This is a genomic window from Aeromonas sp. CU5, from assembly GCF_002586745.1.
Classification (GTDB): domain Bacteria; phylum Pseudomonadota; class Gammaproteobacteria; order Enterobacterales; family Aeromonadaceae; genus Aeromonas; species Aeromonas sobria.
In genome coordinates, this window is sequence record NZ_CP023817.1 from 2,843,810 (window position 1) to 2,859,214 (window position 15,405).

A 15,405-nucleotide genomic window follows, 5' to 3' on the forward strand; every position below is an offset into this window, starting at 1 on the left:
TATTCATTTCACAGATCCGGATGTCACCAATGCAAGAGCAATACGTTCCCCAATCAATCGAACCAGCAGTGCAAAAGCACTGGGATGCCAAGAAAACCTTCAAGGCCGTGGAGAAAGTAGACAAGGAGAAGTTCTACTGCCTGTCCATGTTCCCCTATCCGTCTGGTCGACTACACATGGGGCACGTTCGTAACTACACCATAGGTGATGTGATCTCCCGTTATCAACGGCTTAATGGCAAGAACGTGCTGCAGCCCATAGGTTGGGATGCATTCGGCCTGCCAGCGGAGAACGCCGCGGTCAAAAACAGCACGGCGCCGGCACCCTGGACCTACGAAAACATCGAATACATGAAGAACCAGCTGAAGATGCTGGGGCTGGGTTATGACTGGGATCGCGAGCTGGCCACCTGCAAGCCGGATTACTACCGCTGGGAGCAGTGGTTCTTCACCAAGCTCTACGAGAAGGGTCTGGTCTACAAGAAGACCTCCTCCGTCAACTGGTGCCCGAACGACATGACAGTGCTGGCCAACGAGCAGGTTATCGACAACTGCTGCTGGCGCTGTGACACCCCGGTGGAGCAAAAAGAGATCCCCCAGTGGTTCATCAAGATCACCGACTACGCCGAAGAGCTGTTGAACGACATCGACAATCTGGAAGGCTGGCCAGAGATGGTCAAGACCATGCAGCGCAACTGGATTGGCCGCTCCGAAGGGGTCAACATCAGCTTCGCCATTGAGGGTCAGGCTGAGCAGCTGGAAGTCTACACCACCCGTCCGGACACCTTCATGGGCGTCACCTATGTCGGTATCGCCGCCGGTCACCCGCTGGCGCTGCAGGCTGCTGCCAGCAATCCTGAGCTGGCCGCCTTTATCGAAGAGTGCAAGAACACCAAGGTAGCCGAAGCGGAACTGGCCACCATGGAGAAGAAGGGCATGGCCACCGGCCTCTATGCCATTCACCCGCTGGATGGCCGCAAGGTACCGGTTTGGGTCGCTAACTTCGTGCTGATGAACTACGGCACCGGCGCCGTGATGGCGGTTCCGGGTCACGACCAGCGTGACTTCGAATTCGCTACCAAATATGGCCTCGACATCAAGGCGGTGATCAAGCCTGCCGATGGCGAGGTGGACGTGAGCGAAGCCGCTTACACCGAGAAGGGCGTACTGTTCAACTCCGGCGAGTTTGACGGTCTCGACTTCCAGGGTGCTTTTGACGCCATCGCCAACAAGCTGGAAGCCCTCGGCCACGGCAAGCGTACCGTCAACTTCCGTCTGCGTGACTGGGGCGTCTCCCGTCAGCGTTACTGGGGTGCCCCCATCCCGATGCTGACTCTGGCTGACGGCACCGTAGTGCCGACGCCGGAAGATCAACTGCCGGTACTGTTGCCGGAAGATGTGGTGATGGATGGTATCCAGAGCCCGATCAAAGCCGATGCCAAATGGGCCAAGACCACTTACAACGGTCAGGAAGCGTTCCGCGAGACCGATACCTTCGACACCTTCATGGAGTCCTCCTGGTACTACGCGCGCTACTGCTCCCCGGACTACGACAAGGGCATGCTGGACCCGGCTGCTGCCAACCACTGGCTGCCGGTGGATCAGTACATCGGCGGTATCGAGCACGCCTGTATGCACCTGCTCTACGCCCGCTTCTTCCACAAGCTGCTGCGTGACGCAGGGCTGGTGAACAGCGACGAGCCGTTCAAGCGCCTGCTCTGCCAGGGCATGGTGCTGGCCGACGCCTTCTACTACAAAGACGAAAAAGGCGGCAACGTCTGGGTCAGCCCGACCGACGTCAAGGTAGAGCGTGACGAGAAGGGTCGCATCACCAAATCCATCGACAACGAAGGCCGTGAAGTGATCCACTCCGGCATGACCAAGATGTCCAAGTCCAAGAACAACGGCATCGACCCACAGCTGATGGTCGAGCGTTACGGCGCCGACACCGTCCGTCTGTTCATGATGTTCGCCTCGCCAGCCGAAATGACCCTGGAGTGGTCAGACTCTGGCGTAGAGGGTGCCCAGCGCTTCCTGCGTCGCCTGTGGCGCCTGACCTTCGAGCACGTCTCTGCGGGTGCCGTTCCCGCGCTGGATCTGGCAGCCCTCTCCGGCGAACAGAAAACCCTGCGCCGCGAGCTGCACAAAACCATCGCCAAGGTGAGCGATGACGTGGGTCGTCGTCAGACCTTCAACACCGCTATCGCCGCCATCATGGAGCTGATGAACAGCCTGACCAAGCTCGATACCGAGCCTCAGGATCGCGCCCTGATGCAGGAAGCGCTGGAGGCCATCGTCGTGATGCTCACCCCCATCACCCCGCACATCGGCTTCGAGCTGTGGAAAATGCTGGGCAAGGGTGATGACGTGGATCACGCCGTCTGGCCAGTGGCTGATGAAGCGGCCATGGTCGAGACCGAGAAGCTGGTCGTCGTGCAGATCAACGGCAAGATGCGCGGCAAGCTGACCGTGCCGGCCGAGATCAGCCAGGCAGACGTCGAGAAGCTGGCGATGGCCGATGCCTCGGTGCAGAAGTTCACCGACGGTCTGACCGTGCGCAAGGTGATCTATGTACCTGGCAAGCTGCTCAACATCGTTGCTAACTGAGAAGTCACCAACTGAATCATTGCCAATCTGTGACAGCAAACGGATGATAACGGCGGGCCCTGCGCCCGCCGCTCTTCCCTTCATGCAAAGAGGATTTTCTATGGGCACCATCTTCACCCGCTTGATGGCCGTCATGCTGGCAGCCCTGCTGCTGCAAGGCTGCGGCTTTCAGATGCGCGGCAACGGCATTCCGAGCGAGCTGATGACCATGAAGGTCGTGGGCGACAACAAGAGCGACTTCTACCGATTGGTTACCACCCGCCTCAAGGCCTCTGGCGTGACCCTGGCCGACAAGGAGGGCATTCCTGTGCTCACTCTGGGCGGCATTGGTGGTACCAGTCAGGTCGCTTCGGTCAACGCTCAGGGCGTCGACACTGAATATGTGCTGGGCTTCAGTACCCAGTTCACCGTCTCGGTGCCGGGCAAGCCGACCCAGGTCTTCCCCATCAACTTCAACCGCAGCTTCCTCAACAAGCCGGATGCAGCGCTCGCCTCTTCTCGTGAGCAGGAGCAGCTCAACCGCGAGATGCAGGAGCAGGCGGCCAATCAGGTGATCCGGCAGTTGAGTCAGGTCAGCTTCTGATGCAGATCAACCCAGAGCAATTTGGTGACGAGTCGCAGTTCAAGCAGCCAACGCAGGCAGCTACTTTTGTGCGCCTTCATTTCAGTCAGGCAAGCTTCTAATGCGAATTTATCCTGAACAATTTGGTGACCACCTCAAAGCAGGGCTCAGGCCCTGCTATCTCGTTTTTGGTGACGAGCCCCTGTTGCGACTGGAGGCTATCGACGCCATCCGTCAGATCGCCCGCAAACAGGGTTTCGATGAACGCCATACCTTCGTGGTGGAACAGGGGCTGGACTGGAATCAGGTCTACGATGCCTGTCAGGCCATGAGCCTCTTCTCTGCCCGCCAGATCATCGAGCTGGAACTGCCCGCCAAGGTGGACAAGGATCTGGCCGCCCGCATCAGCGAAATCGGCAAGCAGCTCCACCCTGATCTGCTATTGGTACTCAGTGGCGGTCGTCTTAATCAAACCCAGATGAAAGCCGCCTGGTTCGACAAGCTCTACCAGATCGGCACCTATGTGCCGGTCAACCATCCGGAGCCCAAGTTTTTCCCGCGCTGGATGAGCGCGCGCTTCCAGCGTTTCGGCCTCAAGGCGCTGCCGGATGCCATCAACTTCATGTGCCACGCCTATGAGGGCAACCTGCTGGCCGCCAGTCAGGAGATCGAGAAGCTGACCCTGCTCTCGCCGCCCCAGCCCATCAGCGTCACCTATCTGCAAGAGACCATCATCCGCCACGCCCACTTCACCCCATTCCAGCTGGTCGATTCCCTGCTGGAAGGCAAGGTGAACCGGGCCCAGCGCATTCTGGCCGCCCTGCGGGCCGAAGGCACAGAGCCGGGGATGCTGGCCTGGACCCTTTGCCGCGAGCTGGAGCAGCTGACCGAGCTGTCACTGGCGATGCGCAGTGGCCAGCCGCTGGGGGAGCATTTCAGCCGTCTGCGTATCTGGCAGAGCCGCCAGCAGCTGATCCAGCAGGCGCTGACCCGACTTCCGTTTGCCAAGTTGCAACAACTGTGGCAACTGATGGCCCAGCTGGACGATGCCCAGCGCAGCTTCAATACCGAACAGGCCTGGCTGATGCTGCAGACCATTGCCCTCGGTTTTCGTGATAGCACCCCGCTGCCACTGGGGATGGAGAGCAGCCCGTGCTGAAGGCTCCTGTCAGCCTGCTGAAGGCTCCTGTCGGTATTCTGGGCGGCACCTTCGACCCTATCCACATTGGCCATCTGCGCCCGGCCATCGAAGCCCGCGACACCCTTGAACTGGCCGAAATCCGGCTGATCCCGAACCATATCCCGCCTCACCGCGCCAACCCGTTTTGCTCCAGCGAGCAGCGGCTTGCCATGGTCAGGCTGGCGGCAGCGGAGAACCGGCACTTTGTGGTGGATGAGCGGGAGCTAAAGCGGGATAAACCCTCTTACACCATAGATACCCTGATCGAGCTGCGTCATGAACTGCCCGATACCCCGCTCTGCTTTCTGATGGGGATGGATTCCCTGCTGAGCCTGCCAAGCTGGCACCGCTGGCAAGAGCTGCTCGACTATGGCCATCTGGTGGTGAGTGTGCGGCCAGGCTGGCAGCCCGATTATCCGTCAGAGGTGGCGCAGCTACTGGCGTGCCATCACACCAGCGATGCCAGCGCGCTACACCAGCGTCTGGCTGGCCATATCTGGCTAGCGGACAACCAGCCCGTCGAACTGTCTGCCACCCGGCTGCGCGCCCTGCTGGAGGCGGGGCAAGACACCCGCTACCTCTTGCCCGAGTCGGTGGCGCACTATATTGATCAACAGGGGCTCTACCGCGCCAATCGCCGCTAGCCCCTGCCGTAATCCCGCCCCAGCCGATGGGAAACGGGAGTGACCATGATATAATCCGCCGCCCTGACGCTGTAATAGCGCGCCGGAATAGAGGAGAGACTCATTGCAAGGCCAAGAACTGCATGCCTTTATCATCGACAAGATCGATGACATGAAAGGCCGCGACATCATCACCCTCGATGTACGCGGCACATCCACCATTACTGATGCCATGATCGTCTGTTCCGGTAACTCCAGTCGTCACGTCAGCGCCATTGCCCACCATCTGGCCAGCGAGGCCCGCCACGCGGGTCTGGATCTGCTGAGCGTAGAGGGCCAAGTGAGCGGTGAATGGGCATTGGTAGATATGGGGTCGGTGATCGTGCATGTGATGCAGGATGAACCTCGTGACTTCTACCAGCTGGAAAAATTGTGGAGCGGTGCCGCTCACGTGAACATGCAATAAAGAGCACAAGTGTAACGACGATGAAGATCCAGTTGATTGCGGTGGGCACCAAGATGCCTGCCTGGGTAGAGCATGGCTTCCAAGAGTATCGCCGCCGCTTCCCGAAAGACATGCCATTTGAACTCGTCGAGATCGGCGCCGGCAAACGGGGCAAAAATGCCGACATTCCCCGCATCCTGCAGAAGGAAGGGGAAGCCATGCTGGCAGCCGCGGGGCGCTCGCGCATCGTCACGCTGGATATTCCGGGTAAACCCTGGACCACCGAGCAGCTGGCTGCCCAGCTGGAAGCCTGGAAGCTGGATGGCCGCGATGTGGCCCTGCTGGTCGGCGGGCCGGAGGGCTTATCCCCCGACTGCAAGGCTGCCGCCGAGCAGAGCTGGTCGCTGTCGCCACTCACCCTGCCCCATCCGCTGGTGCGGGTGCTGGTGGCCGAGAGCCTCTATCGGGCATGGAGTATCACCACCAATCATCCGTATCACAGAGAGTGAGCATGAATCGCCAGAGTCTCACTGCTCATGACCTCGTCAACCAGAAGGTAACGGCATGTTGAAGAATCGCATCGAGATGCGCGATCACAGTGCCGAGGGCAATCTGTTCTTCCGGCGCACCCTGGTAGCCTACATCGGCATCGTCGTGCTGATGCTGGTGCTGCTGGGTAATCTCTATTATCTGCAGGTTGAATCTTTTGACACCTACCAGACCCGCTCCAACTCCAACCGTATCCGGGTGGTACCGGTGGCGCCCCCGCGCGGGCTCATCTATGACGCCAACGGCGTGCTGTTGGCAGAAAACCGTCCGGTCTACAGTCTGGAAATCGTGCCGGAAGAGACCAAAGATCTCGAGCTCACTGCCGACCAGCTGATCACCCTGCTGGGGCTGCCGGAGGGGACCAAAGAGAAATTTCTGGCCGAAGTGAAGCGTCAGCGCCGCTTCAAGCCAGTGCCCTTGTTCGAGAAACTGACCGAGTATCAGGTGGCCCTCTTCTCGGTCAACCAACACAACTATCCGGGCGCCAGCATCGAGGCCAACCTCAAGCGCTACTATCCCTTTGGTGACACCCTCACCCACGCGCTGGGCTATGTGGCCAAGATCAACACCCGCGATGTGGAGCGCCTCGACAAGGAAGAAAAACTCGCCAACTACGCGGCCACCAAGGATATCGGCAAACAGGGTGTCGAGAAATTTTACGAGGAGCAACTACACGGAGTTGCAGGCTATCAGGAGGTCGAGGTGAACAACCGCGGCCGGGTCGTCCGCACCCTCAAGTTCCAGCCGCCCACTCCCGGCAAGGATATCTACCTCAATATCGACATCCGGATGCAGCTGAAAGCCCAGCAAATACTGGCGGGCCAGCGTGGTGCCATCGTGATGATGAACCCGCAAACCGGCGCCATCATCGCCATGGAATCGAGCCCGAGCTACGACCCCAACCTGTTTGTCACCGGTATCTCCAGTGCCAACTACTCGGGACTGCTCAACGATCCGGCACGTCCCTTGGTGAACCGCACCACGCAGGGCATCTATGCACCCGCTTCCACCGTCAAACCCATGATGTCCATCATGGGGCTCAACGAGGGGGCCATCACCCCCAACTATCGTTACTTCGGTGGCCCGAGCTTCTCCATTCCGGGCACCACCAAGAAGTTCCGTGACTGGCGCAGATGGGGCCATGGCTGGCTCGATGTCTATCGCGCCATCGAGGTCTCGGCGGATACCTACTTCTACGATCTCGCCTATCGGGTCGGCATCGACAAGATCCACAGCTACATGACCAAGTTCGGTTTTGGTCAGTACAGTGGGGTCGACCTCTATGAAGAGACCAAAGGAGTGATGCCGTCCCGCGACTGGAAAATGGCCCGCTGGCGCCAGCCCTGGTATCAGGGCGACACCATCTCCATCGGTATCGGTCAGGGTTACTGGAGCGCAACGCCGATCCAGCTGGCCAAGGCGATCAGCATCCTGACCCAGAACGGCCATGATGTGACCCCCCACCTGCTCAAGAGCACTGCCTCGCTGGCGGAGGTAGTGAATGCCCCTATCAACCCGAATATCGCCCTCAAAACCAAAAGCGACAGCTATTGGCAGGTTGCCAAAGAGGGGATGTGGCGGGTGAACCAGGGCAAGGAAGGGAGTGGCCGCCACGCCTTTGCCAACACCCCCTATGCCTCCGGGGGCAAGTCGGGCACTGCGCAGGTGGTCAACATGAAAGAGAATCAGGTCTACAACGCCAAGAACATGAAGGTAGAGCACCGAGACAACGCCCTGTTCGTCGCCTTTGCTCCCTTTGATGCACCTAAAGCGGTAATAGCACTGGTACTCGAGAACGCAGGCGGCGGCAGTAAAAATGCAGCGCCGGTGGCGCGCGCCATGCTGGATGCCTACTTGCTCCCCCCGGATCCGCAACTGCCACCGGCACCGACCACGCCGTCCCAGCCGAGCGAGGTCAGCCCCAGTGAGTAACGCCGCCCGCCAGCAAGGCTGCGGACATCCATCAGATGTCCATCGGCCGCAGCAGGCTGACCCGATTTTGCGCCACCAAGGGGTGCCGTCAATTCAGCACAAGGTTATTTCCCATGAGTAATTCCGCTCGGCAGCAAAGCATCTGGTACAAGATGCATATCGATCTGCCGCTGTTTCTCGGTCTGCTGGCCGTGATGACGCTCTCCATGGTGGTGCTTTACTCCGCCTCCGGTCAGGATCTCGACTCCATCGTGCGCCAGCTGGTACGGGGCGGCCTCGCCTTTGCCCTGATGATTGGCATGGCCCAGTTGCCACCGTCCCTGTATGCCCGCTGGTCGGTGCCGCTGTTCGCCGTGGTAGTGCTGATGCTGATTGCGGTGGATGTGTTCGGCCATATCGGCAAGGGGGCCCAGCGCTGGCTTGATCTGGGCTTTATGAAGTTCCAGCCCTCCGAGGTAATGAAGCTCTCCATGCCGATCATGGTGGCCGCCTGGCTCAGCCGCCACTCGCTGCCCCCCAAGTTCAGCCATGTGGTGATCGCCCTGGTGATGGTGCTGCTGCCCACCCTGCTGATCGCCGCCCAGCCCGATCTCGGTACGTCCATTCTGGTGGCGGCCTCCGGCTTCTTCGTCATCTTCCTGGCGGGGCTCAGCTGGTGGCTGATCGGGCTGGCGGTCATGCTGATCGTGGCCTTTATGCCGGTACTCTGGTTCTTCCTGATGCACGATTACCAGCGCCAGCGGGTGATGATGCTGATCGACCCGGAGAAAGACCCGCTCGGCCGTGGCTATCACATCATTCAATCCAAAATCGCCATCGGCTCCGGTGGAGTGTTCGGCAAGGGGTGGCTGCAAGGGACCCAGTCCCAGCTGGAGTTCCTGCCCGAGCGCCATACCGACTTTATCTTCGCGGTATTTAGCGAGGAGTTTGGTCTGGTGGGGGTCGCCCTGTTGCTGGTGCTTTATCTCTACGTCATCAGCCGCTGCCTCTATATCTCGATGCAGGCCCAGAGCAGCTTCGAGCGGCTGCTGGGGGGCGCCATCACCCTCACCTTCTTCGTCTATGTGTTCGTCAACATGGGGATGGTGAGTGGCATCTTGCCGGTGGTGGGGGTACCCCTGCCGCTGGTGAGCTATGGTGGCACCTCCATGGTGACCCTGATGGCCGGTTTCGGCATCCTGATGTCCATTCAGACCCACAGAAGGCTGCTGGCCTGATGAGACGGGTCGGATTGCTGCTCTCTCTCGCCACAACGGTGGCAACTGCCGCCGTGGCGCCGGATCGGCTGGCGCTGCTCGCCGAGCAGCAACAGGTGCCACTGGCGGAGTTGCAAGCCGCAGTCGCCCGCGCCCAGCTGCGCCAGGAGGTGCTCGACACCATCAGCAAGCCGTGGGAAGCCAAACCCTGGCATCGCTACCGGCCGCTGTTCGTCACCCCGGATCGCATCCAGGATGGGCTGCAGTTCTGGCAGCAACATGCGGCGACGCTGGCTCGTGCGGAGCAGACCTATCGGGTACCGGCATCAATCATAGTGGCCATCATCGGGGTAGAGACCTTCTATGGTCGCCAGATGGGCCGTCATCCGGTGCTCGATAGCCTCTACACCCTGGGGTTTCACTACCCCGAGCGCAGCGACTTCTTTGCCAAAGAGTTTGCCCAGCTGGTGTTGCTGGCTAAAGAGGAAGGATGGGCGCTGGATCGCCTCAAGGGCTCCTATGCCGGAGCCATGGGGATGGGGCAGTTCATGCCCTCCAGCTACCGCCACTACGCTGTTGATTTCGATGGCAATGGCAAGCGGGATCTGTTTGCCAACCCGGTCGATGCCATCGGCAGCGTGGCCAACTATTTTGCCAGCCACCAGTGGCGCTGGGGGGAATCCGTGGTGGAACCGGCCCAGATCGGGCTGATGGCAGTCGAACCCTTGCTCAGGCCTGAGCCCGAGCTAACACAACAGTGGTCAGAACTGGCGGCGGCAGGGATTGAGCTCGCCACGCCGCTGGCCCCACAGACGCCGGTCAAGTTACTGGCGTTTGCCCAAGCCGATGGACCGGAATACTGGGTCGCACGGCATAACTTTTATGTGATCACCCGCTACAATCGCAGCCCACTCTATGCGATGGCGGTGTATCAACTTAGCCAAGCCATTCAGGAAGCGTATGCATCTTCGTCACAAACTCCTCCCGCTCAGCCTGAGCTTGTTGCTGGCCGCCTGTAGCAGCCAGCCGGAACAGACCGCCCCCGTCGAACCGCAAGCACCGGTCAGCAAGCCGCCCGTCATCGAGATCCCGCAAGCCACCGGCGCCATTCCGCGCCCCGAGCCCCTGAGTGCCAGCGGCAACCGGGACTACTGGATCGGCAAGCAGAAAAACGAGGTGTGGCGCGATATCAAGCACTACAGCGAAGAGGGCACCGCCAGCTGGCTGTCGCCGGATCTGGATGGCCAGAAGACCGCCAACGGCGATGTGCTGGACAGCACGCTGTTCAGCGCCGCCCACCGCAACCTGCCCATCCCGAGCTATGTGCGGGTCACCAATCTGGACAACGGGCTGGAGACGATCGTGCGGGTCAACGATCGCGGCCCGTTCAACAGCCCTCGCCTGATCGACCTCTCCTACGCAGCCGCCAAGCAGCTGGAGATGGTCGATAGCGGTGAAGCGCGGGTACGGCTGGAGCTGATCAACGACACCCCGGATCAGATGGTGATCATGGAGCCAATGAAGCCCATCGAGATGACCCCGACCACCCCGGCCGCTGCGGCCTCCAACACCCTGTCGCAAGATGGCTTCCTGGGTGAACCGACTGCGCTGGCGATGGCAACCCCCGCCGCCGCCCCCCCCCCCGTCAAGGCGCCAGCCGCCAAGCCCGCCAAAGCGGCACCTCTCAAACCAGCGTCAGCCAAGGCCGCAGCGCCCGCCAACAGCGGCGATGGCAAGATGATCCAGGTGCTGGCCAGCGGCTCACAGGAACGGGCCGAGGCGATGGGCAAGGTGATGACCCAGCGTTACGGTGTGCCCTACCGGATCGATGCCCATGGCGCCATTTTCCGGGTGCTAATTGGCCCAGTGGCCGCCGACCAGCAGGCAAACATGCTGGAAAAAGTACGTCAGGGCGGACTGGAACAGGCCTTTATCGTGCCCTGATCACCACCCTTTTGCTGCGGGTGTGACTAACCGCTTACTCACTGTCATCACGTCGTTTTATGGCGTGATGACAGGGAGTGATGGATAAAAAACCAGTTCTGATCGCCATGTCGGGCTATAACCTGCGGGCGCATCTGGTATAGTTAGGCCCGCATTTTATCCCCATCTGGCTCGCAGGAATTTCAAGATGTCCAAATTTGCCCGTTCAGTTCTTCTGGCCTCGCTGGTCAGCGTTACCGCCCAGGCCAATACGCCGGTGCCGACACCGACTCCGAATGCCATGCCCATGGTGGTTCCCGCCGCGCCGGAAATCTCCGCCAAGGCCCATATTCTGATCGACTACTACTCGGGTCAGGTGCTGGCCGAGCAGAACGCCGAAGAGCGTCTGCCGCCCGCCAGTCTGACCAAGATGATGACCTCCTACATCATCGGCCAGGAGCTGCTGAAGGGGAACATCAAGCGCACCGACATGGTGACCATCAGCCAGAACGCCTGGTCCAAGAACTACTCCGACTCCTCCAAGATGTTTATCGAGGTGGGCAAGCAGGTCTCCGTCGATGATCTGAACAAAGGCATCATCATCCAGTCCGGCAACGACGCCTGCGTCGCCATGGCCGAATTCCTGGCGGGCAGCACCGACTCCTTCGCCAGCCTGATGAACAGCTGGGCCGCCAAGCTCGGCATGAACGACAGCCACTTCATGAACCCGCACGGTCTGGATGCGGAAGGTCACTACAGTACCGCTCACGATATGGCCCGTCTGGGTCAGGCGCTGATCCGCGACCTGCCGGAGGAGTACAAGGTCTACTCCCAGAAATCCTTCGTGTTCAACGGCATCACCCAGCACAACCGCAACCGCCTGCTGTGGGATCAATCCCTGCAAGTGGATGGCATCAAGACTGGCCACGTCAGCCAGGTCGGCTACAACCTGGTCTCTTCTGCCACCAATAACGAAGGCATGCGCCTGATCGCCGTGGTATTCGGAGCCAGCAGTGAAGGGTCCCGTGCGGCCGAGAGCAAGAAACTGCTCACCTACGGTTTCCGCTTCTTCCAGAGCCTGACCCCGTACAAAGCCGGTACCGAGCTGGTCACCCAGAAGATCTGGATGGGCGACAAGTCTGAGGTGAAACTGGGCGTTGATCAGGATGTTTCCGTACTGGTTACCCGTGGTCAGGGCAACAACCTGAAAGCGGACTTCCAGCTCGATAGCGAGCTGAAAGCGCCGCTGGCCAAGGGGCAGCGCGTCGGTACTGTATTCCTCAAGCAGGGCGACAAAGAGATCAAACAGGTTCCGCTGGTTGCCCTGGAAGAGGTGCAGGAAGGTGGTCTGGTGAGCCGTCTGTGGGATTACCTGGTACTGCTGGTCACCAGCTGGTTCAAGTAATCACGGCGCAATATTGTCACCTAGCAGCGGCGCCAACAGGCGCCGCTGCTGCCTTGGTCATATCTGCACTGTGAATAACCCTGCAAACTGCCGGTTCCGCCCTCCCCTGATTTGTGGTAAAAAGCAGCACTTCCATTTCTGGTCTGACTGATGCTGGCCTTGATCCCGGTCCGGGCAGTGCCCATATAGACTTGAAATGGCGGCTTTTGCGAGTCATAGGCCACTAGCTATCCAAGATGAAGTCATCCCGTTGATGACGAAAAAGGTGAGTAAATGAATACCAAATTTGATGAACTGCTGGAGTTTCCCTGCAAATTCCCGTTCAAGGTGCTCGGCATTGCCGACCCTGCGCTGCCCCATAGAGTGGTAGAAGTGCTGCAACAGCACGCTCCCGGCACCTACAGCCCGACCGTTCAGCCCAGTGCCAAAGGTACTTACCACTCGGTACGCGTGACGGTGACGGCCCAGAACAAAGAACATATCGAAGCCATGTACAAAGCGCTCGGCGATATAGAGCTGGTCAAATACGTACTGTAACTTCTCTCTCGCCCCGTTCTGCGGGGCGACTGTTTTTGTGCTGAGGAAGCCATGCCATCCCGGATCCCCGTCCAGTCCCAACTGATCGTCAGACATCTGGGCCGCCGCCCCTACCAACCGGTATGGGACGCCATGAAAGTCTTCACCGACCACCGTACCAGCGATACCTCGGACGAGTTCTGGGTGGTCGAGCACGATCCCGTTTACACCCAGGGCCAGGCTGGCAAGGCCGAACACCTGCTCAATCCGGGCAACATTCCGGTGGTGCAAAGCGATCGCGGCGGTCAAATTACCTATCATGGCCCGGGCCAGCTGGTGCTCTACGTCCTGGTGGATGTGCGTCGCTGTAAATTCTCGGTCCGCGAGCTGGTGACCGCACTGGAAACCGCCATTATCAGCACCCTTGCCAAGAGCGATATCCAGGCCTATGCCAAGGCCGATGCCCCCGGGGTCTATGTGAAAAATGATCTCGGCATGGAGGCCAAACTGGCCTCGCTGGGACTGCGGATCCGCAAGGGCTGCTCGTTCCACGGGCTGGCTCTCAACATCAACATGGACATGACCCCCTTCCTGCACATCAACCCGTGCGGCTATGCGGGCATGGCCATGACCCAGACCAGCGCCCTGGGCGGCCCGCAAAGCGTGGCCGAGGCGCAAGCCATTCTGGTAGCCGAACTGGCCAAGCTGATTGGCTATGACGCAATAACCAATACCGAAGAGGCATCATAAGCAAACCCGCTGCTGCCCGGCTATGCCGCACAGCGATGGGGATATGCAAGTGACCCGACAGCTATCAATCAAACAATAACAAACACCGAGAGTGAATCATGAGCAAACCCGTTCGTATGGAGCCGGGCGTCAAGCTGCGCGATGGCGACAAGATGGCCCTGATCCCGGTGAAATTCATGCCGGATCCAAGCGAAGAAATTCTGCGCAAGCCGGACTGGATGCGGATCAAGCTGCCCCCCTCCAGCCAGAAGATCGAGCACATCAAGAGCACCCTGCGCAAAAACAAGCTGCACTCGGTATGTGAAGAGGCCTCCTGCCCCAATCTGGCGGAGTGCTTCAACCATGGCACGGCCACCTTCATGATCATGGGCGCCATATGCACCCGTCGTTGCCCCTTCTGCGACGTGGCCCACGGTCGCCCGCTGGCCCTTGATCCGGACGAGCCGCAGAAGCTGGCGCTCACCATCAAGGAGATGGGGCTGAAATATGTGGTGATCACCTCGGTAGACCGCGACGACCTGCGCGATGGCGGTGCCCAGCACTTTGCCGACTGCATCAAGCAGATCCGCGAGCACAGCCCGCAGACCCGCATCGAAATCCTCACCCCGGACTTCCGTGGCCGGATGGAGCAGGCGCTGGAGGTGTTCCGTGAAACACCGCCGGACGTGTTCAACCACAATCTGGAAACCGCCCCGCGCATGTATCGGGTTGCCCGTCCCGGTGCCGACTACAAGTGGTCGCTGGAACTGCTGCGTCGCATCAAAGAGATGCACCCCCATGTCCCCACCAAATCCGGTGTCATGATGGGTCTGGGCGAGACCAACGAAGAGATCGTTCAGGTGCTTACCGATCTGCGCGAGCACGGCGTCAACATGCTGACCCTGGGCCAGTATCTGCAGCCGAGCCGCCACCACCTGCCGGTCAAGCGCTACGTGCCGCCTGCAGAGTTTGACGAGCTGAAAGATGTCGCCATGGCGCTGGGCTTTAGCCACGCTGCCTGCGGCCCCTTCGTGCGCTCCTCCTATCACGCCGACCTGCAGGCGAAAGGGGAAGAGGTCAAATAACCTCAACGACGAATGCCAGCAACAAAAAGAGCGCCTAGTGGCGCTCTTTTTGTTGGTATCTCTGACTGTTGCTGCTTGATGCACTCAGCTGCCGTTGCCGAAGATCCCCTGCTGATGCCAGCGTTGCAGCTGGGCTAGCACCCGGGTCTCACGGGCCGTCCATTGGGGACAGGGGCCCGCCAGCTGGGTCTTGTTGGTCTGCAACGCTTCGTCGAGCACAAACCAGCCGGGCACAAAGCCGAGGCGGATCTCGTAGGGCTGTGGCTGCGGGGCTACCAGCTGCTCGCCAATCCGGCACAAGTAGTAGAGCGAGCGGATACAATAAGCATCGAAGCCCGGCTCGCGAGCAGCGCGATACTCGCGGGTCTCGCCGAGCAGGGCCCCCACTTCCAGCAGTTCGGCGCCACACTCTTCCAGCAGCTCACGGGCCAGCGCTGCGGCATGGCTTTCGCCCTCCTCGATACCGCCGCCCGGGAACATCAGATCGCCATTAACCCGGGAGTGGACCAGCAGCAACTCGTCATCACGCCGCACCACGGCACGCACAGTCAGGCGCTCCAGGGTGCGACCCTCAGTGAGCACCTCACCATGCATAAAAGAGAGAGAGAAAGGGTCAGGCCAGCAACTGGCCGAAGAGAGAGTGGTCATCATTGC

At 60.0% G+C, this 15,405-nt stretch carries 15 protein-coding genes; 14 read left to right on the forward strand and 1 reads right to left on the reverse strand.

The features are described 5' to 3' along the window. The first annotated feature begins 29 nt into the window (after nucleotides 1-29). The 14 genes from leuS to lipA all read left to right on the forward strand — a co-directional run bounded on the left by leuS (nucleotide 30) and on the right by lipA (nucleotide 14,751). Nucleotides 30-2,606: a leucine--tRNA ligase gene (gene leuS / locus CK911_RS12535; protein ID WP_098970312.1), complete on the forward strand. Its 2,577-nt coding sequence runs from the start codon at nucleotides 30-32 to the stop codon at nucleotides 2,604-2,606. Between the two features lie 100 nt (nucleotides 2,607-2,706). Further along, nucleotides 2,707-3,189, forward strand: coding sequence for an LPS assembly lipoprotein LptE (gene lptE / locus CK911_RS12540; protein ID WP_042022816.1), 483 nt, complete (start codon nucleotides 2,707-2,709; stop codon nucleotides 3,187-3,189). A gap of 100 nt (nucleotides 3,190-3,289) precedes the next feature. Next, on the forward strand, nucleotides 3,290-4,327 hold the full coding sequence (gene holA / locus CK911_RS12545) for a DNA polymerase III subunit delta (RefSeq protein ID WP_098970314.1): 1,038 nt from the start codon (nucleotides 3,290-3,292) through the stop codon (nucleotides 4,325-4,327). A 14-nt stretch (nucleotides 4,328-4,341) separates the two neighbouring features. After that, a complete protein-coding gene (nadD, locus tag CK911_RS12550) occupies nucleotides 4,342-4,992 on the forward strand; it encodes a nicotinate-nucleotide adenylyltransferase (RefSeq protein ID WP_098972648.1) in 651 nt (216 codons plus the stop codon). 103 nt (nucleotides 4,993-5,095) lie between these two features. Continuing rightward, nucleotides 5,096-5,437 carry a ribosome silencing factor gene (gene rsfS / locus CK911_RS12555; protein WP_042022811.1) on the forward strand — a complete coding sequence of 114 codons (342 nt, stop codon included), beginning with the start codon at nucleotides 5,096-5,098 and terminating at the stop codon, nucleotides 5,435-5,437. 20 nt (nucleotides 5,438-5,457) lie between these two features. Next, nucleotides 5,458-5,925 (forward strand): 23S rRNA (pseudouridine(1915)-N(3))-methyltransferase RlmH, encoded by a 468-nt coding sequence (gene rlmH, locus CK911_RS12560; protein WP_042022810.1) that lies wholly within the window; start codon nucleotides 5,458-5,460, stop codon nucleotides 5,923-5,925. A gap of 55 nt (nucleotides 5,926-5,980) precedes the next feature. Next, complete coding sequence (mrdA, locus tag CK911_RS12565) at nucleotides 5,981-7,897, forward strand: penicillin-binding protein 2 (RefSeq protein WP_098970316.1); 1,917 nt, start codon at nucleotides 5,981-5,983, stop codon at nucleotides 7,895-7,897. A 113-nt stretch (nucleotides 7,898-8,010) separates the two neighbouring features. Beyond that, complete coding sequence (gene rodA / locus CK911_RS12570) at nucleotides 8,011-9,114, forward strand: rod shape-determining protein RodA (RefSeq protein ID WP_042022806.1); 1,104 nt, start codon at nucleotides 8,011-8,013, stop codon at nucleotides 9,112-9,114. Next, complete coding sequence (mltB, locus tag CK911_RS12575) at nucleotides 9,114-10,112, forward strand: lytic murein transglycosylase B (protein WP_098970318.1); 999 nt, start codon at nucleotides 9,114-9,116, stop codon at nucleotides 10,110-10,112. The genes rodA and mltB overlap by 1 nt, the downstream gene beginning before the upstream one ends. After that, entirely contained in the window at nucleotides 10,054-11,037 is a 984-nt protein-coding gene (locus CK911_RS12580; RefSeq protein WP_098970320.1) for a septal ring lytic transglycosylase RlpA family protein, read from the forward strand. The genes mltB and CK911_RS12580 overlap by 59 nt, the downstream gene beginning before the upstream one ends. A 187-nt stretch (nucleotides 11,038-11,224) precedes the next feature. Next, nucleotides 11,225-12,421: a D-alanyl-D-alanine carboxypeptidase family protein gene (locus tag CK911_RS12585; RefSeq protein WP_042022803.1), complete on the forward strand. Its 1,197-nt coding sequence runs from the start codon at nucleotides 11,225-11,227 to the stop codon at nucleotides 12,419-12,421. 273 nt (nucleotides 12,422-12,694) lie between these two features. Further along, a complete protein-coding gene (ybeD, locus tag CK911_RS12590) occupies nucleotides 12,695-12,958 on the forward strand; it encodes a DUF493 family protein YbeD (RefSeq protein WP_042022802.1) in 264 nt (87 codons plus the stop codon). A gap of 51 nt (nucleotides 12,959-13,009) precedes the next feature. Beyond that, nucleotides 13,010-13,687 (forward strand): lipoyl(octanoyl) transferase LipB, encoded by a 678-nt coding sequence (gene lipB, locus CK911_RS12595; protein WP_098970322.1) that lies wholly within the window; start codon nucleotides 13,010-13,012, stop codon nucleotides 13,685-13,687. A gap of 98 nt (nucleotides 13,688-13,785) precedes the next feature. After that, the gene (gene lipA, locus CK911_RS12600) at nucleotides 13,786-14,751 is read left to right on the forward strand and encodes a lipoyl synthase (protein WP_042022800.1); all 966 of its coding nucleotides are present in this window, start codon (nucleotides 13,786-13,788) and stop codon (nucleotides 14,749-14,751) included. 84 nt (nucleotides 14,752-14,835) lie between these two features. Here the strand turns inward: lipA and CK911_RS12605 are convergent, their stop codons facing one another. Next, nucleotides 14,836-15,402: an NUDIX domain-containing protein gene (locus CK911_RS12605; RefSeq protein WP_172954101.1), complete on the reverse strand. Its 567-nt coding sequence runs from the start codon at nucleotides 15,400-15,402 to the stop codon at nucleotides 14,836-14,838. Nucleotides 15,403-15,405: the final 3 nt, after the last annotated feature.